Source organism: uncultured Paracoccus sp., assembly GCF_937873615.1.
Taxonomy (GTDB): domain Bacteria; phylum Pseudomonadota; class Alphaproteobacteria; order Rhodobacterales; family Rhodobacteraceae; genus Paracoccus.
Genome location: NZ_CALMYP010000011.1, coordinates 32,040 through 48,754, shown reverse-complemented (window position 1 = coordinate 48,754; position 16,715 = coordinate 32,040). Strand labels below are relative to the sequence as shown.

General features: G+C 66.0%; 18 protein-coding genes. 9 read left to right on the top strand and 9 right to left on the bottom strand.

The genetic code is table 11. The features are described from left to right. The first annotated feature begins 189 nt into the window (after positions 1-189). Entirely contained in the window at positions 190-3,246 is a 3,057-nt protein-coding gene (locus Q0330_RS02745) for a calcium-binding protein (RefSeq protein WP_299474093.1), read from the top strand. Between the two features lie 57 nt (positions 3,247-3,303). Here Q0330_RS02745 and Q0330_RS02740 read toward each other — a convergent pair whose 3' ends face one another. Continuing rightward, a complete protein-coding gene (locus Q0330_RS02740; protein ID WP_299474090.1) occupies positions 3,304-3,813 on the bottom strand; it encodes a CAP domain-containing protein in 510 nt (169 codons plus the stop codon). A gap of 201 nt (positions 3,814-4,014) precedes the next feature. Between Q0330_RS02740 and Q0330_RS02735 the strand changes: the two genes are divergently transcribed. Then, positions 4,015-4,617 (top strand): L,D-transpeptidase family protein, encoded by a 603-nt coding sequence (locus tag Q0330_RS02735; protein WP_299474087.1) that lies wholly within the window; start codon positions 4,015-4,017, stop codon positions 4,615-4,617. A gap of 57 nt (positions 4,618-4,674) precedes the next feature. On the opposite strand, the gene Q0330_RS02730 is transcribed toward Q0330_RS02735, so the two are convergent. Genes Q0330_RS02730 through Q0330_RS02715 form a run of 4 tightly spaced genes read right to left on the bottom strand, consistent with a single transcriptional unit; the run spans position 4,675 to position 7,315 of the window. After that, complete coding sequence (locus Q0330_RS02730; protein WP_299474084.1) at positions 4,675-5,055, bottom strand: DUF488 domain-containing protein; 381 nt, start codon at positions 5,053-5,055, stop codon at positions 4,675-4,677. A gap of 24 nt (positions 5,056-5,079) precedes the next feature. Beyond that, the gene (locus Q0330_RS02725) at positions 5,080-5,415 is read right to left on the bottom strand and encodes a 4a-hydroxytetrahydrobiopterin dehydratase (protein WP_299474081.1); all 336 of its coding nucleotides are present in this window, start codon (positions 5,413-5,415) and stop codon (positions 5,080-5,082) included. Between the two features lie 47 nt (positions 5,416-5,462). Beyond that, positions 5,463-6,479 carry a ferrochelatase gene (hemH, locus tag Q0330_RS02720; RefSeq protein WP_299474078.1) on the bottom strand — a complete coding sequence of 339 codons (1,017 nt, stop codon included), beginning with the start codon at positions 6,477-6,479 and terminating at the stop codon, positions 5,463-5,465. Then, complete coding sequence (locus Q0330_RS02715; RefSeq protein ID WP_299474075.1) at positions 6,476-7,315, bottom strand: SAM-dependent methyltransferase; 840 nt, start codon at positions 7,313-7,315, stop codon at positions 6,476-6,478. The genes hemH and Q0330_RS02715 overlap by 4 nt, the downstream gene beginning before the upstream one ends. A 49-nt stretch (positions 7,316-7,364) precedes the next feature. On the opposite strand from Q0330_RS02715, the gene Q0330_RS02710 reads away from it, so the two are divergent. From Q0330_RS02710 to Q0330_RS02695, 4 genes are all read left to right on the top strand, one after another. Beyond that, positions 7,365-8,069: a ComF family protein gene (locus tag Q0330_RS02710; RefSeq protein WP_299474072.1), complete on the top strand. Its 705-nt coding sequence runs from the start codon at positions 7,365-7,367 to the stop codon at positions 8,067-8,069. A gap of 150 nt (positions 8,070-8,219) precedes the next feature. Next, complete coding sequence (grxC, locus tag Q0330_RS02705) at positions 8,220-8,477, top strand: glutaredoxin 3 (protein ID WP_299474068.1); 258 nt, start codon at positions 8,220-8,222, stop codon at positions 8,475-8,477. 15 nt (positions 8,478-8,492) lie between these two features. Then, positions 8,493-9,332, top strand: a complete 840-nt coding sequence (locus tag Q0330_RS02700) for a carbon-nitrogen hydrolase family protein (protein ID WP_299474143.1) — start codon at positions 8,493-8,495, stop codon at positions 9,330-9,332. 80 nt (positions 9,333-9,412) lie between these two features. Beyond that, complete coding sequence (locus Q0330_RS02695; protein ID WP_299474140.1) at positions 9,413-9,802, top strand: MarR family transcriptional regulator; 390 nt, start codon at positions 9,413-9,415, stop codon at positions 9,800-9,802. Here Q0330_RS02695 and Q0330_RS02690 read toward each other — a convergent pair. Next, entirely contained in the window at positions 9,799-10,371 is a 573-nt protein-coding gene (locus Q0330_RS02690; RefSeq protein WP_299474065.1) for a hypothetical protein, read from the bottom strand. The two genes, Q0330_RS02695 and Q0330_RS02690, sit on opposite strands and share 4 nt — an antisense overlap. Before the next feature lie 132 nt (positions 10,372-10,503). Between Q0330_RS02690 and Q0330_RS02685 the strand changes: the two genes are divergently transcribed. The 3 genes from Q0330_RS02685 to der are packed head-to-tail and all read left to right on the top strand — an operon-like array spanning position 10,504 to position 14,046. Next, complete coding sequence (locus tag Q0330_RS02685) at positions 10,504-11,223, top strand: tetratricopeptide repeat protein (protein ID WP_299474062.1); 720 nt, start codon at positions 10,504-10,506, stop codon at positions 11,221-11,223. Positions 11,224-11,236: 13 nt separating this feature from the next. Further along, the gene (locus Q0330_RS02680) at positions 11,237-12,568 is read left to right on the top strand and encodes a PQQ-binding-like beta-propeller repeat protein (protein WP_299474059.1); all 1,332 of its coding nucleotides are present in this window, start codon (positions 11,237-11,239) and stop codon (positions 12,566-12,568) included. After that, a complete protein-coding gene (gene der, locus Q0330_RS02675; RefSeq protein WP_299474056.1) occupies positions 12,565-14,046 on the top strand; it encodes a ribosome biogenesis GTPase Der in 1,482 nt (493 codons plus the stop codon). Before Q0330_RS02680 ends, der begins: the two co-directional genes overlap by 4 nt. Here der and Q0330_RS02670 read toward each other — a convergent pair. From Q0330_RS02670 to Q0330_RS02660, 3 genes are all read right to left on the bottom strand, one after another. After that, positions 14,043-14,783: a hypothetical protein gene (locus Q0330_RS02670; protein WP_299474052.1), complete on the bottom strand. Its 741-nt coding sequence runs from the start codon at positions 14,781-14,783 to the stop codon at positions 14,043-14,045. The genes der and Q0330_RS02670 overlap by 4 nt on opposite strands. Before the next feature lie 60 nt (positions 14,784-14,843). Beyond that, positions 14,844-16,136 carry a serine--tRNA ligase gene (gene serS, locus Q0330_RS02665; protein ID WP_299474049.1) on the bottom strand — a complete coding sequence of 431 codons (1,293 nt, stop codon included), beginning with the start codon at positions 16,134-16,136 and terminating at the stop codon, positions 14,844-14,846. A gap of 71 nt (positions 16,137-16,207) precedes the next feature. Next, positions 16,208-16,564 (bottom strand): thioredoxin family protein, encoded by a 357-nt coding sequence (locus Q0330_RS02660; RefSeq protein WP_299474046.1) that lies wholly within the window; start codon positions 16,562-16,564, stop codon positions 16,208-16,210. Positions 16,565-16,715 lie beyond the last annotated feature (151 nt).

Below are 16,715 nucleotides of genomic sequence, written 5' to 3'. Positions count from 1 at the left end.
AATCGGCATCTCTCTTGTCACGCCTGCCCGGGTCCGGCAAGCGTCGCAACCCTTGGGCAAGTTGGTGATAATGCGCAATCGCTGAAAATTCTAAGTAATTTTGGTGGGTATGACCGGCCCGTCATAGATGAGCTTTAAGCATTTTGCGGCAGTCTGGACGAGGTTCGATGCGGATGACAGGCGGCGGCAATGCCAAATCTGAAACTCATCGCGACGCATGTCGCCCCGAAGGCCTCGTATAGCGAGAATATCACCGACATGACCCTTGTCGAAACCGGGCAGGGCACGGTGCTGGTCGCGCTGTCGAACAACGGGATGGTGTTGACCGACTATGCGCTGACCAATGCGGACACTGCGGCACGATTTATTCAACAAAGCGCGCCGAAAACCTATGGCACCTATTTCGGCACGCCACAGCTTGATCTCGTTCAGGGGCCTGACAATAGCTATCATATTGCCGTAACCGGGCGGCAGGACAGCGTGTATTCCAGCCTTCTGATGGCCGGTGACGGAAGCTTCAACGGCTATGGAACGCTATTCCAGAAGGGACAGATTGCTGGCGACATTGTCGCGCTCGACGCCTTCGGGATCGGTGATCAGGATTATCTGCTCGCGGGCCGCAATGGCAGTCTGGCGTTGCAACTTTACCGGATGGGCGCCGACCTGTCGCTGGTGGGTCTGGGTAGTGCGGCGCCGGGCAGGCGTGTCGCGACAGACAGCGAATATTCGGATATCGAGGTGCATGGCCTCGGTGGCCGGACCTTTGCCTTCGCGACGTCCGCGCGCGGCAATCTGCTTGGCGTCTATGAGGTGGCTTCGGGTGGGCTGGCGACGAAAGCGGTGATCGACGGATCGAACCAGATCGGCATCTCTGCCCCGCGAGAGGTTGCGGCAATGGCGACCGCCAACGGTCATTTTCTGGTCGTGAGCGGTGGCGAAAGCGATTCGCTGACAGTGTTCCGTATCGCATCGTCCGGTGGTCTGGGGCTGAGGGACCACGTCGTCGATTCCACGACAACCCGGTTTCAGGCTGTGACGGCCATGGCCACGGTCGAGATGGGGGGCCGCGCCTATATCTTCGTGGGCGGGGCCGATGACGGCATTTCGGTCCTGACGCTGGATGGAGAGGGGCGCTTGCATCTTCTGGCGGTGCTTGCCGATACCGATGCAATGGCATTGGCCAATGTCTCGGCCATCGAGGCGAAGCAGGTCGGCGGAAAGATCGCCCTTTTCGTCGCGAGTGCGACCGAGGCCGGTATCAGCCAGTTGAGCTTCGATCCGGGACCGATCGGCAAGTCTCTGGTGGGAACCGGTTCGCTGAACGGCAGCGCGCTCGATGACATTCTCGTTGGCAATGGCGCATCCTCTGCTTTGGCGGGTGGTGAAGGCGATGACATCCTGATTGCGCGCAGCGGAACGGTCAGTCTGAAGGGCGATGCCGGGCGCGATACCTTCGTGCCCGGCTTTGATACCAGGATGGTCACGATCCTCGATTTCGACCCTGCCCGGGACCGCCTTGACCTGTCAGAGCTGGCCTATATCCGCAGCATTGCGCAGTTGCAGATTCTGCCGAGCGCCAAGGGCGCGCTGTTGGTCGGGGGCGAGGTCCGGATCGAGATCAGGACTGTCGGCGGAACCTCGATGAAGGCGTCCGACTTCAAGGAGGAGATGTTTCGCCTCGCGCATTATGCCAATGACATCGACTATGCCGACTTGGTGACGCCGGTTACGCCCGACCCCGGCGATCCTTCGGTCTCCGCGCCGCCGACCGGCAGTTCGGGCGGCTACACCGGCCCCGCTCCCTTGCCGCCCATGCTGGTCTTTTCGAGCCAGGTGCTGGGAACCAGCGGCCCGGACCGCATGTTTGCCGGGGCCAGCAGCGCGCAGTTGCGGGGGCTTGAGGGTAATGATCGCATCTATGGTGCCGCCAATGCGCGATGCAATCTCATTGGCGGGCCGGGGCGCGACTGGATTCAGGGGGGCAAGCAGGCAGACTTTATCGAGGGGGGCGCCGGACAGGATACTATCATCGGCGGGCCGGGACATGATCGGCTGATGGGGGGCGATGACGCCGATCAGATCTTCGCTGGCGACGGCGCTGACCGTATCCACGGCGGCGACGGTCGCAATATCCTGATCGGGCATGAGGGCAATGATGTCATCACCGCCTCGGGCAATGGCGGCAATATCATGCGCGGCGACGGCGGCAGCGACCTGATCCGGGGGGCTGGCGGTGCCGATACGATCATTGGCGGGCCTGGCCATGACCGGCTGTATGCGGGCGGTAACAACAACCGCATTGCCGGACAGGATGGCAATGACCTGATTCAGGGCAAGGGGTTCAGCAGCGTGCTGGTTGGCGGTCAGGGAAATGACACCGTGTTTGGCGGCGCCGGGCATGACTATCTTTATGGCGACAATGGCGACGACCTGATCGCGGGCCGCGGCGATGATGACTTTCTGATCGGGCATGCTGGCAATGACACCATGTATGGCGACGATGGCGACGATCATGTGATCGGCATGATCGGCAATGACGAAATCCGGGGCGGCAACGGGAATGACATGCTCTGGGGGGTGGAAGGCAACGACCTCATTATCGGGGCGGCTGGCAAGGATTCTCTGCGCGGTGGCGATGGCCGCGACTCGCTTCACGGCGGTGCGGGCGACGACCTGCTGATCGGCGGCACAGGTGGGGATGTCCTGTCTGGCGATGACGGCGCTGATTTCGTCCTGGCGCAGGAGGGCAATGACAGCGTCCATGGCGGCGATGGCAATGACCGGCTGTTCGGCATGACGGGGCGGGATCTGATTTATGGCGGCACGGGCGATGATCTGGTGGCGGGCAATGACGACAGTGACGTTCTCTATGGCGGGGCAGGGCATGACGACCTGGCTGGCGGGCAGGGCAATGACACGCTGCACGGCGACCAGGGCAATGATACGCTCACAGGCTCTCAGGGAGAGGATGTGTTCATCTTCGGTGCCCCAGGTGCCGCAACCGTTGAAACTGACACGATCACCGATTTTCAGCGAGACCTCGATGTGATTGACCTGTCACATGTGACACGGGGGCTGGTCTGGATGGGCACGGACGCGTTTACGGATTCCGGCCGGGCAGAGGTCCGGATCGTGCAATACAGCAGCAAGACCCGGATCCAGATCGACAGCGACGGCGATGGGGTGGCCGAACTGAACATAGACGTTCTGGGCAGCAGAATCGGCCCGTTCGACCTGCTTTATTGATCGGCTCGACCCGGTTCAGGATGACATGTCAGGCGGTTGTATCCTGGCCAGCTGGGGTCATTTCCCGGTGATCAGCGTCCACCAGATCTTGCGCGACGGCTCCTGATACCAGGCGATGCCGAGCGTGGTGGCCGTCGGGTCCATGATCACGTCGCGGGTGTCGCGGGTCTGCATCCAGGCCTGCAGCGTGGCGATGTCGTTCTCATAGCTTTCGCTGATATTCTCGCCGATCAGATGACCAGAATAGCCGGCGCGCCGCGCCCGGTCCAGCGGCGACGATCCGTCCGAGCCGAAATGCCAGGCCCGGTTCTGCGCCGCCATGTCGCGCGAATGCATCGCCGCGGCACTGTTCAGCGCCGGATCCAGCCGGAGCGGCGCATCGCCAGAGCCCGCACGCAGCATGTTCACCTGTTCGAGCATCCGGTTGGGAATCGCCTCGGCTTCTGCGGCGTTGATCGTATAGGCGACGGGGATCGGCTGACCATCCGATCCGAGCTGCTGATCCGGCGCGCGCGAACAGGCGGCCAGGCTCAGCCCGGTGACGAGAATCAGGAAAATGCGCTTCATACTGCCCTCGATGCGCTTATGGTTTTTTGTCTCTTTAGACTGGGCCGTGATGCGCGCAAAGGCAATAATGCGTGATTTTCACCACATTTGCGCGGTGATCTGGTGCGATTACAACAGTTTGATTTGTTCACCGACCCGCGCCTTCATAATCTCGTTCGGGTGGAATCAGGCCGCGCAAGACGGTCGGAGCAGGAGACAGTTATGAACGAAGATCGTCGCGGCCTTGGCCGCCGCCGTTTCGTGACCTCGGCCGCAGCACTTGGCGTGGCCGGTCTGGCCGCGCCGGCATGGGCGCAGACGCCCGATGCCGGGCTGGTGCAATACGATACCGAGGCCGATCAGCGGCGCAATATTTCCAGTTTCCGTGCGCAGGACTGGCAGCCCTATTTCAGCAATCTGACCAATGGCGCGATCCTGGCCGATCTGACCTCGCGTTGCGTGCATTACTGGTCCGAGGACGGTTCGACCTATCGGCTTTATCCGTCCTCGATCCCGGTCTCACAGGAATTGACGCGCAAGGGCCGGACCGAGGTCATCCGCAAGGTCGAGGGGCCGAGCTGGGCACCCACCCCGGAAATGCGCCAGCGTAACCCGGAATGGCCGGAATTCGTGCCGCCGGGGCCGGACAATCCGCTTGGCACCCATGCGCTGTATCTGAGCTGGCAATATTACCGCATCCACGGCACCCATGACACGCGCAAGATCGGTCGCAAGTCCTCGAACGGCTGCATCGGTCTTTACAACGAGCATATCAAGGAACTGTTCGGCTTCGCCAATGTCGGCACCCAGGTGCTGCTGATCTAGCATTGGCGCGGCGCGCTGCTCCGGTCGGCGGCGACATGATCGCCGATCCGGAAGCGCTCAGCCATCGGCGGCTTCCCCCAGCAGCACCTGTCGCAGGACCACGGCGTCGTTATGGACCTCGTCACGGGCACCATAGACAAGCGTCACCCGGCCTTTCATCGCAAGCGTGCGGATCTGGTCGAGCGCCGGTTGATGATCGGCCAGTTCGGCCCGGTAGCGGCGCTGGAATTCCGGCCAGCGGGCCGGCTCGTGGCCGAACCATTGGCGCAGCCCGGTCGAGGGCGCGATGTCCTTCATCCATTCGGCAAGCTCGGCCTTTGCCTTGCTGATCCCGCGCGGCCACAGCCGGTCGACCAGGATGCGGGTGCCGTCCGAGGGCTCGGCCGGCGCATAGGCGCGTTTCAGTTGCAGATTGGCGGCGGGCGGATAGTCGGTCATGCGCGGTCCCTTTCCGATGCTGTATCAGGCCAGCAGCGCGTTCAGCCGGGCCGCGCAGATGAAATCGTTCTCTGTCAACCCGCCGGCGGCATGGGTGGTGAAGCGGACCTCGCAATAGCCCCAGCCGAAGGTGACGTCAGGGTGATGCGCCTGCCGGTTGCCCAGCCATGCGGCGAGATTGGCCATTTCGACCGCCCTGGCGAAACCCTTGAACTCGAAACGGCGCCGGATCGCGGTGCCGTCTTCCAACTGCCAGTCGTCCAGTTCCGCCAGCATCCGCGCCACCGTCTGCGCATCAAGCGGAGGTACCCCGCCTTCGCAGGCGGTGCAGTTGCGGCTGGCAAGATCGTCCGGGTTCATGGCCCCCCTCCCTTTGCCCCAGCATGACAGCGGCGGGCGCGTCGCGTCTAGACCCAGCCGCCGATATTGTCGCGGATGACGCCCATCATCACCTCGATATGCGCCGGCTCCGCGTTCAGGCAGGGGATATAGGTGAATGTCTTGCCGCCGGCATGTTCGAAGGCCTCGCGGATCTCGCCCTGGATCTCCTCCAGCGTCTCGATGCAATCGGCGGCGAAGGCGGGCGAGATCACGGCGATATCGGTATGGCCCTGCCGGGCAAGCTCGGCGACATGCTCGACCGTATAGGGGCGCAGCCATTCCTCGCGCCCGAAGACCGACTGGAAGCTCGTGTCGATGCGATCCTCGGGCCAATCGAGCGCCTCGCGCAGCAGCCGCGTCGTCTTCTGGCACTGGCAATGATAGGGGTCGCCTTCGCGCAGATAGCGTTGCGGCATGCCGTGATAGCTGGCGACGAGCTTGGTGGGCGATTTGCCTTCCAGCGCGCGGGTGACGCTGCCGGCAAGGGCCGCGATATAGTCGGGGCGGTCGAAATAGGGATCGACCGTGCGGACCGAGGGCTGCCATTTCTGCGCCATCAGCGCCCGGAACAGCTGGTCGTTGGCGGTGGCCGAGGTCGCCCCGGCATATTGCGGATAAAGCGGCAGGAAGACGATGCGCCGGCAACCGGCCTTGACCATGCGGTCCAGCACTTCCTCGGTCGAGGGGTTGCCATAGCGCATGCAGAACTCGACCATGACCCGCTCGCCCCATTCGGCCTCGGCCCGGGCGCGCAACGCCTGCGTCTGGTCGCGGGTGATGGTCATCAGCGGGCTTTCGTTCTTTTCCTCGTTCCAGATCAGCTTGTAATTCGCGCCCGAGGTGAAGGGCCGTTTGGTCAGGATGATGCCCTGCAGGATCGGCTGCCATTTCCACGACGGCAGGTCGATCACCCGCTTGTCCGAAAGGAATTCGTTCAGGTAACGCCGCATCGACCAGTAATCATGGCCGTCGGGCGTGCCCAGATTGGCGATGAGAATGCCGGTCTTGGCCTGCGGGATCTGGGGGTGGTCCTTGGGGGTCATGGGGTCCTCGGCTTCAATGCGTCCGCGAGCGAGACCTTGGCCGAGCCGGGACGAAGGGGTTTCTGCTGGTCCGGGTCGGGGGCCCAGCCGGTCATGAAGATCATGTCGAATGTGGCGACGATGCGGCCCGGATTGGCCGGGTCGGGGTGGCGCGCGGCGTAATCGGCACCGGCGCGGGCGAAGATCTCGCGCCGGCTGGGGCGGCGCAGGCGGTCGGTCAGCGCATTGGTTTCGCCCATGGCGCGCAGGTCGGCGGCCAGATGCGACAGGTCGCGATAGCTGAGCCTGAGCGGCAGGTGATCGGTGACCGGCAAGGCCAGCCCGGCCCGGCCCAGAAGCCCGCCCAGATCGCGGATCTCGCCCATCGGCAGCAGGCGCGGGGAGAGCCCGCCAGTCACTTCGATCTCGGCCCGGGTCAGGACATCGCGCAATTCGTGCAGGGTCTCGCCGCCCAGAAGCACCGCGATGAACAGCCCGTCGGGGCGCAGGGCGCGCGCCGATTGCACGATCTGGCCGACCGGGTCCTCGGCCCAGTGCAGACCCATGACATGCAGGACCAGATCGAGGTTCCCGGGCAGGTCCAGCAGGTCGGAATCGCGGGTAACATGGGCGGAAGGGAAGCTGTCCGACCATATTTCCGGCCAAGGGGTGACGATTCCGATCTGCGTAAAGGCCCTGTTAATCTCGGCCAGCCTATCCTGCACCTCGTCGATGGCGATTCGATGCAGGGGCTCGGCCAGCCCGATGCGGCGGGCGCGATCACGGTGAAGCTGCAATGCGTGCGTATCGACCAACTGGCGGGGGCCGGAAGGCGGGGATTGGGGGGCAGAGTTCATGGGCCTGAGTTTTAGTGCCCTTCCTGATGCGATGAAAGCCGCATTACGAATGATTTACCCGCCGCAATGCCTGGATTGCGGTGCCCCGGTCGAACGGGATGGCGCGCTCTGTCCAGACTGCTGGCGGGATTGCGAATTCGTCACCGGCTGTGCCTGCCAGCGCTGCGGCGTGCCGCTGCCGGGGATGGCTGGGCCGGATGGGGACGCGGCGCTGATCTGCGACGATTGCCTGGCTATGGCGCGGCCATGGCGGCAGGCGCGGGCGGCGCTTGTCTATCGCGATGTCGGGCGCGATCTTGTGCTGGCGCTGAAACATGGCGACCGGCCGGATCTGGCCTTGCCGCTTGGCGGCTGGCTGGCGGCGGCGGCGGCACCATTGGTGCGGCCGGGCATGATCGTGGTGCCGATCCCGCTGCATCCGCGTCGGCTTCTGTCGCGCAAGTTCAATCAGGCGGCGCTGCTGTCCGCGCAGGTGGCGCGGGCGCATGGGCTGTCCCATCTGCCGACGCTTCTGCAACGCTGCCGCGCCACCCCGGCGCAGGATCATCGCGACAGCGCCGCGCGGCACGAGAATTTGCGCGGCGCGCTTGCGGTCACGCCGCGACAGCGGGACAGGCTGGCCGGGCGGGCGGTGTTGCTGGTCGATGACGTGATGGCATCGGGCGCAACCATGACCGAGGCCGTCCGCGCATTGCACGAGGCCGGTACCGGCCCGGTTTCCGTGGCGGTGCTGGCGCGGGCGGTGAAGGGCTGAGCCACGGTTGCGCTGGCGGTCCCTGAGACCACATCGACGGGCAGGCTTCCTGTGTCATTCGCCATTTTTCGACACCGGGCGAAAAGCGAATCTGGAAATTCGTGGCACTCGCAACTAGATAGATCCGGCAAGGATCACCGAGGACGCGCCATGGCCAATGTCGACATCTACACCACCCCCACCTGCCCCTATTGCCTCGCCGCCAAGCGGCTTCTGAATGGCAAGGGCGTGGCCTTCCGTGAGATCGATGTCAGCCGCGACCCCTCGCTGCGCGAGGCGATGATGCAGCGCGCAAACGGTCGGCGCACGGTGCCGCAGATCTTCATCGGCGCGACCCATGTCGGCGGTTCGGACGACCTGCACGAGCTTGACCGCACGGGCGGGCTCGACCCGCTTCTGGCGGCCTGAGCGGTGACGGCGGCGCTGACGGCGGGATTGGTGCAGCTTTCGGTCGGCGACGATCCGGCCGTGAACCTGCCCCTGACCCGGGCGATGATCGCGGAAGCGGCAGGGCGCGGGGCCGAGTTCGTGCTGACGCCCGAATGCAGCAACCTGATCTCGGCCGACCGGGACTGGCAGGCGCAGGTGCTGCGTCCCGAAAACGAGGATCCGACGCTGGCCGCGCTGCGGGCGCAGGCGGCGGAACTGGGAATCTGGCTGTTGATCGGCTCATTGGCGCTGAAATCCGACGATCCGGCAGAGCCGCGCTTCGTCAATCGCAGTTTCCTGATCGGCCCGGATGGCGGGATCGTCGCGCGTTACGACAAGATTCACATGTTCGACGTGACCATCTCCGAAACCGAATCCTACCGCGAATCCGCCGCTTATCGGCCCGGCGGCAAGGCGGTGCTGGCCCAGGGCCCGGCAAGGCTGGGGATGAGCATCTGCTATGATCTGCGTTTCCCGCATCTCTACCGGGCACTGGCGCAGGCGGGCGCCGAGATCCTGACCGTGCCGGCGGCCTTCAACGACACCACCGGGGCTGCGCATTGGCATGTGCTGCTGCGCGCCCGCGCCATCGAGACCGGCTGTTTCGTGCTGGCCCCGGCGCAATGCGGGCTGCATGCGACCGACCCCGCCCGCAAGGGCCGGACCCGGCGCAGCTTCGGTCACAGCCTGGCCGTCGCGCCCTGGGGCGAGGTCATTTCGGATGCCGGCGAATCCCCCGGTGTCTCAATTGTGACGCTTGACTTGAGCGAGACCGGCAAGGCACGGTCTCGCATTCCCGCATTTTCCGGCCAGCAACCTTTCGAAGCCCCGTGACCGACGTGACCGACGTGACCGAAACCAAGGACGACCCGACCCGCGCCTCTGTCGCGGCCAGCCTGTTTTCCGAGGTGCTGATGGTCGAACAGCTGGCCCGCGCCCTGATCGGCCGCAGCCTGCCGGGGGGAATGCAGATCTCGCATTTCTCGGTCCTGAACCTGCTGGCCCATCTGGCCGAGGAGCGCACGCCGGCGCAACTGGCCGAAGCCTTTCACGTCACCCGTGGCGCCATGTCCAATACGCTGGCGCGGCTGGAATGGGCCGGGCATATCCATATCCGCCCCGATTGGGACGATGCGCGGCGCAAGTTCGTCTCGATCAGCCCCTCCGGTCGTGCGGCGCGCGATGCGGCAATCGCGGCAATCTCGCCGGCCATGTCGGATATCGTCCGCGATATCGGGGCCGAGCGGGTGCGCGCGGCGCTGCCGGTCCTGCGCGCCCTGCGCGAGCGGCTGGAGGGCGGCTAGACCAGCCTTGCCGCCAGCCGCAGTGCGTGGCTGGAATCCGTTGCCACATCGGGCATGACCGGATCGTAAGCGGCACGGATCAGCCGGGCGAGGTCTTCCGACGCGGCCACATCCCCGGCGAAGGTCAGCATGGAGCGGGTGGCGAGCGTTTCGGCCAGCATGGCGGGATGGGCCTTGGCCAGCGGGCCGCCCATGCGGATGAAGGACAGGCAGGCGCGGATCGCGCCACCGGGATCGAAGCGGAAGATCTGGTAATGGCTGGCCTGGCCTTCCTTCAGCCGGGCGATCAGACCCGGCTGGCCGGTCAGCCTGTCGAGGTCGGGGATGCCGGCAAGTTCCGCCCAGTCGCGGCAGAAGACCAGCATCAGATTTGCGCCCATCTCGTGATCGGTCTCGGTCACGGGATGGCCGGCATGGGCATAGGCGGCACGGATCGCGGCGCTGAAGATCGCGAGGCTGTCGTCGGCCAGCCCGAAGATCACCGGCGCGACCGGTCGGCCCCAGCGGGCGCAGAGATATTGGCCGTCGCGGGTGAACAGCCGGGCGATCTCGTCGGGCGAAAGGGTCATGGCGGGCTCCGTGGAACAGCAGGCCCCCTGCAAAGCCTGACGCGGCGAGCGCGTCAAGGGTCCGATGAGCGGCGGCGCTTGTCCCTTGCGATGGCTCGGCTATAAGGGGCGACAAGTACAAGGCAGGACCGCATGAGCCACGAGACCGACAGTTTCATCGACGAAGTCACCGAGGAAGTGCGGCGCGACCGCCTGTTCGCGCTGTTCCGGCGTTATGGCTGGATCGCACTGGCGCTGATCCTGATCCTTGTCGGCGGCACGGCCTGGCGCGAATATTCGCAATCGCGGGCGCGCGCGGCGGCGGAAAGCTGGGGCGATGCGGCTCTGGCGGCGCAGCGCGCCGAGGATCCGGTCGCGGCGCTGGCAGCACTGGATGCGGGCGGGACCGGCGACCGGCAGGCGCTTGGCCTGATGCTGGCTGCGGGTGCAGCGCTCGATGCCGGGGACAAGGCCGAGGCGGTGACGCATCTGGAGGCCGCCGTGACGGCCGCGCAGGACCCGGTGATGCGCGATCTGGCCCGGCTGAAATCGGTGCTGGCGCAGGGGGCCGACATGGACCCGGCGGCCCGCGATGCGACGCTGTCGGAACTGACGACGCCCGGCGCGCCCTTCCGGCTGCTGGCGCTGGAACAGAAGGCGGTGGCCCTGATCGCCGCCGGTCGCGCCGAGGACGCCCTGACGCTGATCCACGAGATCCAGGCCCAGGACGGGGTCAGCCAGGGGCTGGGCAACCGTCTGGCCGAAATGACCGTCGCGCTTGGCGAATTGCCGGGTGCAAATCCCGCCTTGCCCGACGGTGCCGATCCGGCCGATGATGCGGCGGCCGAGGATGTCGCCCCAGTTGCCGAATGACGCGAGGTTTGCCATGTCGCTGAAAACCGTTCTTACGCCAGCCTGCGTGACGCTGATGGCGGCCCTGATCTTGGCCGGCTGTGTCGAGCGCGAGGTGAGGCTGCCCGGCACCCGGCTGGATGCGCGCGCCGTCGGTTCCCCCGATGGGCCTGCCATGGCCGATCCTGTCGCCACCGGCACGGCGCTGTCGCTGCCGGGCGCGCGCGCGAATGCGGAATGGACGCATCGCGCGGCCTCGGCCTCGCATAACAGCGGCCATGTCGCGCTGAGCGGCGGGCTGCAACTGCTGTTCGCCGCACCCATCGGCCAGCCGAGCGACAAGCGGCACCGGATTTCCGCCGATCCGATCGTGGCCGGCGGTCGCATCTTCACGCTGGACAGCCATGCCATGGTGACCGCCACCGCGCTGTCGGGCGGCCGGACCTGGTCGCGGGATCTGGTGCCGGCAGGCGAGAACCCGAACAGCGGATCGGGTGGCGGCATCGCCTATGAGGGCGGGCGGGTTTTCGTCGCCACCGGCTATGGCGAATTACTGGGGCTGGATGCGGCCTCGGGCAATGTGGTCTGGCGTCAGCGCCTTGGCGTTGCCGTCGGCGGCGCGCCCACGGTGCAGAACGGCATCGTCTATGTGACCAACCGTGCCGCCACCGGCTTTGCCGTGCGCGCCTCGGATGGCAAGCTTCTGTGGCAGGTCGAGGGCATTCCGCAGCCGACCGGTATCACCGGCGTTGCCGCCCCGGCGGTCGAGGGCGATCTGGTGGTCTTCCCCTTCGCCTCGGGTCAATTGCTGGCGGTCGACCGTGAAACCGGCATCGAACGCTGGTCGGGTCAGGTGGCGGGCACGCGCCCGGGCCGGGCCGTTTCCTCGATCCGCGACATGTCGGGCGATCCGGTGATTGCCGGCGACCGGGTTTATGGCGGCACCTCCTCGGGCCGGATCGCGGCTTTCGAGCGGGCGACCGGTATGCAGATCTGGTCGGCGCGCGAAGGCGCGGTTTCGCCGGTGATCGCGGCTGGCAATGCCGTCTTTGCGGTGAATGACCAGAACCAGCTGGTGCGGCTCGATGCGGCAACTGGCGGGCTGGTCTGGGCGCGCAACCTGCCCTGGTATCAGGACAGCAAGGTCAAGAAGCAGGACCGGATCTATGCGCAATACGGGCCGATCCTGGCCGGTGGCCGGCTGATCGTGGCATCGAGCGATGGGGTGATCCGGCTCTTCGATCCGGCCTCGGGCGGGGTCGTGGGTCAGGTCGAGATCCCGGGCGGTGCGGCGACCGCGCCGGTCGTGGCCAATGGCACGCTTTATGTGGCCGGGCGCGACGGCAAGCTTTACGCCTACCGATGAGCTTCACCCTCGCCATCGTGGGCCGGCCCAATGTCGGCAAATCGACGCTGTTCAACCGGCTGGTCGGGCGCAAGCTGGCGCTTGTCGACGACCAGCCCGGCGTCACCCGCGACCTGCGCGAGGGGCAGGGGCGCTTGGGCGATCTGCGCTTCATCGTGATCGACTCGGCCGGGCTGGAACTGGCCGAGGATGACAGCCTGCAGGGCCGGATGCGCCGCCTGACCGAGCGCGCCGTGGACGAGGCCGATGTGGCGCTGTTCGTCATCGACGCCCGTGCAGGGGTGACGGCGGCGGACGAGTATTTCGCCGATATCCTGCGCAAGCGGGCCAAGCATGTGATCCTTGCCGCCAACAAGGCCGAGGGCCGCGCGGGCGAGGCCGGGGCGATGGAGGCCTACGGGCTGGGCCTTGGCGAGCCTTTGCGCATCTCGGCCGAGCATGGCGAGGGGATGGAGGATATCTATGCCGCGCTGAAACCGCTGGCGGCCGAATTGACGGCGCAGAACGCGGTTTACGAGCCGGCGGTGGATGTCGATCTGCCCGAGGATGCCGAATTCGACGAGGATGCGGCGCCGGACTGGCTGCCCTCTGACGCGAAGCCGCTGCAACTGGCGGTGATCGGACGGCCGAATGCCGGGAAATCGACGCTGATCAACAAGATCATGGGCGAGGACCGGCTGCTGACCGGCCCCGAGGCCGGGATCACCCGCGACGCGATCTCGGTTCGGACCGAGTTCATGGGCACGCCGATGCGGATCTTCGACACGGCGGGGATGCGCAAGCGCGGCCGGGTCGTCGACAAGCTGGAAAAGCTCTCGGTCGCCGATGGCTTGCGCGCCGTGCGCTTTGCCGAGGTGGTGGTTGTGCTTCTGGACGTGGCCATCCCCTTCGAGCAGCAGGACCTGCGCATCGCCGATCTGGCCGAGACCGAGGGCCGCGCCGTGGTCGTTGCGGCCAACAAATGGGATATGGAAGATGACAAGGCCGAGAAGCTGAAGGAACTGCGCGATAGCTTCGAACGCCTGCTGCCGCAGCTGAAGGGCGCACCCCTGGTGACGGTCTCGGCGAAGACCGGCAAGGGGCTGGACCGGCTGCATAACGCGATCGTGAAGGCTTACGAGGTCTGGAACCGCCGGGTTTCGACCTCGAAGCTGAACCGCTGGCTGGAAGCCATGACCGAGGCGCATCCGCCGCCCGCCCCGGGTGGAAGGCGGATCCGGCTGCGCTACATGACCCAGGTGAAGACCCGGCCGCCGGCCTTCGTGGTCAAGGCCACGCATACCGACAAGATCCCGGACAGCTATCACCGTTACCTGATCAACGGGCTACGGATGGATTTCGACATGCCCGGCACGCCGATCCGCATCTTCTTCCGCGATCAGGGCAACGTGAACCCCTATCGCCACAAGGCGACGAAGATCAGCCAGTCGGGCGCGCTGTCGAAGCACAAGAACCGGCAGAAGCCGAAGGGCAGCTAGGTCGTCACCCGCACCAGCAGGAAGGTCAGCGCCGCCATCGACAGGACCGCGATGACGGCAATGGGCGGGTGCGATTCGATGGTCGTGGCGGCGGTGGCCAGAAGGCCGAACATCACCGTGATCGTATAGCTCGGATTGGACGGGATGCGCATCTGCGTGGCCATGGCCGCCGCGCAGGTCAGGACCGCGCTGACCAGTGCTGCGAGTTCCACCGGGATCGGGGTCACGTCGCTGAGGAAGGACCCGAAGGCGGCGAAGGTGACGATGGTGGCCCAGCCGGCGAATATGCCGATCAGCGGATGCCGGCCCAGCCGGCCATCTGAATTGATCCGCCGGGCGGCGGCGATCAGGGCGAGAAGCATCAGCACGCAAAGCAGGAACCCCACCAGCGGCGCGCCGACCGCCACCCAGGGCCAGAGGCTGCCGGCGGCAAGCGCCCCGATCAGCAGGGCGAGATCCGCCAGTTCCAGATCGGGCCGGGTCTCGCTTGGCCAGAAGCGCCGCGCGGCGAAAATGATCAGCGCGATCCAGAGACCGCCCAGCATCAGCCACATGGCCGGCTGCTGCGGCCGCAGATAGATCGCGGCCAGCCCATCCGTGCTGGCGGAGGGCTCGGCCAGTTGCGCGATCTGCCAGGGCAGATCCTCGGCTGGTGCGGGCGTGATCGCAAACAGCAGCCCGCTGGCCACGAAAGCCAGTGCCATCATGCACATCAGGATGGTTGCGGCGCGTCTCATCCGGGCCAACGTCCCAGATGGCCGTGGGTTGCGCCGCAGTCTATCACCATTTCGCGCGGTTCAGCTCAACGTGCCGTCGGCGTTGAGCACCGTCCTGCCGCCCAGATAGGGGTGCAGCGCCTCGGGCAGCGCGACCGAGCCGTCGGCCTGCTGGCCGTTTTCCAGAACCGCGATCAGGCAGCGCCCGACGGCCAGACCCGATCCGTTCAGCGTGTGGACGAATTCCGGCTTGCCGCCGCCTTCGGGCCGGAAGCGGGCATTCATCCGCCGGGCCTGGAAATCGCCGCAATAGCTGACGCTGCTGATCTCTCGATAGGTGTTCTGGCCGGGCAGCCAGACTTCCAGATCATGGGTGATCCGGGCCGAAAAGCCGGTATCGCCGCTGCACAGAAGCATGGTCCGATAGGGCAGACCCAGCCCTTCAAGCACCGCCTCGGCCTGTGCGGTCATGCGGGCATGTTCGGCCTCGCCGCCCTCGGCATCGGTGATCGAGACCATCTCGACCTTTTCGAACTGGTGCTGGCGCAGCATTCCGGCGGTGTCGCGCCCGGCGCTGCCGGCCTCGGACCGGAAGCATTGCGAATGCGCGACCATGCGGCGCGGCAGGCTGGCTGCGTCCACCAACTCTCCATTGACGGTATTGGTCAGCGTCACTTCCGATGTCGGGATCAGCCACCAGCCTTCGCGGGTCTGATAGCTGTCCTCGCCGAATTTCGGCAATTGCCCGGTGCCTTCCATCATCTCGGACAGGACAAGGACCGGGGCGATCGTCTCGGTCAGCCCGTGGCGGTCGACATGGAGGTCGATCATGTATTGCGCGAGCGCCCGGTGGATGCGGGCGACCCCGCCCTGCAGCACCACGAAACGCGCGCCAGAAAGCTTGGCGGCGGTAGCGAAATCCATGCCGGGCTTCACCCCCGCGATGTCGTAATGCACGACCGGGGCGAAGTCGAAGCTGCGCGGGGTGCCCCAACGCTTGACCTCGACATTGTCGTTCTCGTCGGCACCTGCCGGAACGCGGTCAAGAAGCTGGTTCGGAATGGCCAGCAGGGCATCGCGCAATTGCCGGTCAAGCTCGCTGGCCTCGGCCTGCATGGCGGCAACCTCGGCCTTGGTTTCGGCGACAAGCGCGCGCAGGCGCTCGAATTCGGCCTCGTCGCCCTTGGCCTTGGCGGCGCCGACCAGTTTCGAGGCCTTGTTCTGTTCCGCCTGTGCATCCTCGGCGGCCTTGATGCGGGCGCGGCGGGTTTCGTCCAGCGACAGGATCGCGGCCGAGGCGGGCGCGGCGCCACGCCGTTCAAGAGCAGCGTCAAAGGCTTGCGGGTTCTCGCGGATGGCGCGGATATCGTGCATGGCTGGACCTGTCTTTGCTGTCGCCCGGGACTGTTAGCGGATGCGGCGCGGGAATGAAATATGCCGGCGGCTCAACGGGCGCCGCTGGCGCCCTGCCGCAACAGGCCGGACAGCCGGGCGCGGAAGCCGGCGGCGTCGCCATAGCCCTCGATCCGGCCGATCTCGCGGCCATTGTCGATCAGGATGAAGGTCGGCGTGGCCCGTGGCCGGCTGGCAAGCGCCAGCCCGTCTGGCCAGGGGCCGTCCATGGCCACGTCCAGAAGCGGTGCCGCGCGGCCCTCGGTCGTTTGGGCGTAGGACGGCCCGATCTCGCGCTGCCAGCGGGCGAAATCGCCGCATGTCGCGTCATGCGCGACCAGCAATTGCAGCGATCCGGCAAAGACCGGGCCGGTCGCAAGGGTCAAAAGCAGGGCGAGGAGGTGTCGCATTCCCCCAGCATAAGCCGCCCGAGGCGGCGGGCAAGCGCCGGGCGGTGGCGCAGGGGTTGAATTCGCCGCGCCTATCCCGATTGTGATGAGGGTGGGTTTTGCGAATGAGACGCCCGATTTCGCGCCGCATTGCGGGCGGGATTCGGGCAGG

What these genes read in the sequence shown, in the direction of transcription:
- hemH (WP_299474078.1), bottom strand. Translation starts at nt 6,479, where the DNA reads ATGACCCCCAAGGACCACCCCCAGATCCCGCAGGCCAAGACCGGCATT.
- der (WP_299474056.1), top strand. Translation starts at nt 12,565, where the DNA reads ATGAGCTTCACCCTCGCCATCGTGGGCCGGCCCAATGTCGGCAAATCG.
- grxC (WP_299474068.1), top strand. Translation starts at nt 8,220, where the DNA reads ATGGCCAATGTCGACATCTACACCACCCCCACCTGCCCCTATTGCCTC.
- Q0330_RS02660 (WP_299474046.1), bottom strand. Translation starts at nt 16,564, where the DNA reads ATGCGACACCTCCTCGCCCTGCTTTTGACCCTTGCGACCGGCCCGGTC.
- Q0330_RS02725 (WP_299474081.1), bottom strand. Translation starts at nt 5,415, where the DNA reads ATGAACCCGGACGATCTTGCCAGCCGCAACTGCACCGCCTGCGAAGGC.
- Q0330_RS02735 (WP_299474087.1), top strand. Translation starts at nt 4,015, where the DNA reads ATGAACGAAGATCGTCGCGGCCTTGGCCGCCGCCGTTTCGTGACCTCG.
- Q0330_RS02745 (WP_299474093.1), top strand. Translation starts at nt 190, where the DNA reads ATGCCAAATCTGAAACTCATCGCGACGCATGTCGCCCCGAAGGCCTCG.
- Q0330_RS02710 (WP_299474072.1), top strand. Translation starts at nt 7,365, where the DNA reads ATGATTTACCCGCCGCAATGCCTGGATTGCGGTGCCCCGGTCGAACGG.
- Q0330_RS02670 (WP_299474052.1), bottom strand. Translation starts at nt 14,783, where the DNA reads ATGAGACGCGCCGCAACCATCCTGATGTGCATGATGGCACTGGCTTTC.
- Q0330_RS02715 (WP_299474075.1), bottom strand. Translation starts at nt 7,315, where the DNA reads ATGAACTCTGCCCCCCAATCCCCGCCTTCCGGCCCCCGCCAGTTGGTC.
- Q0330_RS02685 (WP_299474062.1), top strand. Translation starts at nt 10,504, where the DNA reads ATGAGCCACGAGACCGACAGTTTCATCGACGAAGTCACCGAGGAAGTG.
- Q0330_RS02740 (WP_299474090.1), bottom strand. Translation starts at nt 3,813, where the DNA reads ATGAAGCGCATTTTCCTGATTCTCGTCACCGGGCTGAGCCTGGCCGCC.
- Q0330_RS02680 (WP_299474059.1), top strand. Translation starts at nt 11,237, where the DNA reads ATGTCGCTGAAAACCGTTCTTACGCCAGCCTGCGTGACGCTGATGGCG.
- Q0330_RS02690 (WP_299474065.1), bottom strand. Translation starts at nt 10,371, where the DNA reads ATGACCCTTTCGCCCGACGAGATCGCCCGGCTGTTCACCCGCGACGGC.
- serS (WP_299474049.1), bottom strand. Translation starts at nt 16,136, where the DNA reads ATGCACGATATCCGCGCCATCCGCGAGAACCCGCAAGCCTTTGACGCT.
- Q0330_RS02695 (WP_299474140.1), top strand. Translation starts at nt 9,413, where the DNA reads ATGGTCGAACAGCTGGCCCGCGCCCTGATCGGCCGCAGCCTGCCGGGG.
- Q0330_RS02730 (WP_299474084.1), bottom strand. Translation starts at nt 5,055, where the DNA reads ATGACCGACTATCCGCCCGCCGCCAATCTGCAACTGAAACGCGCCTAT.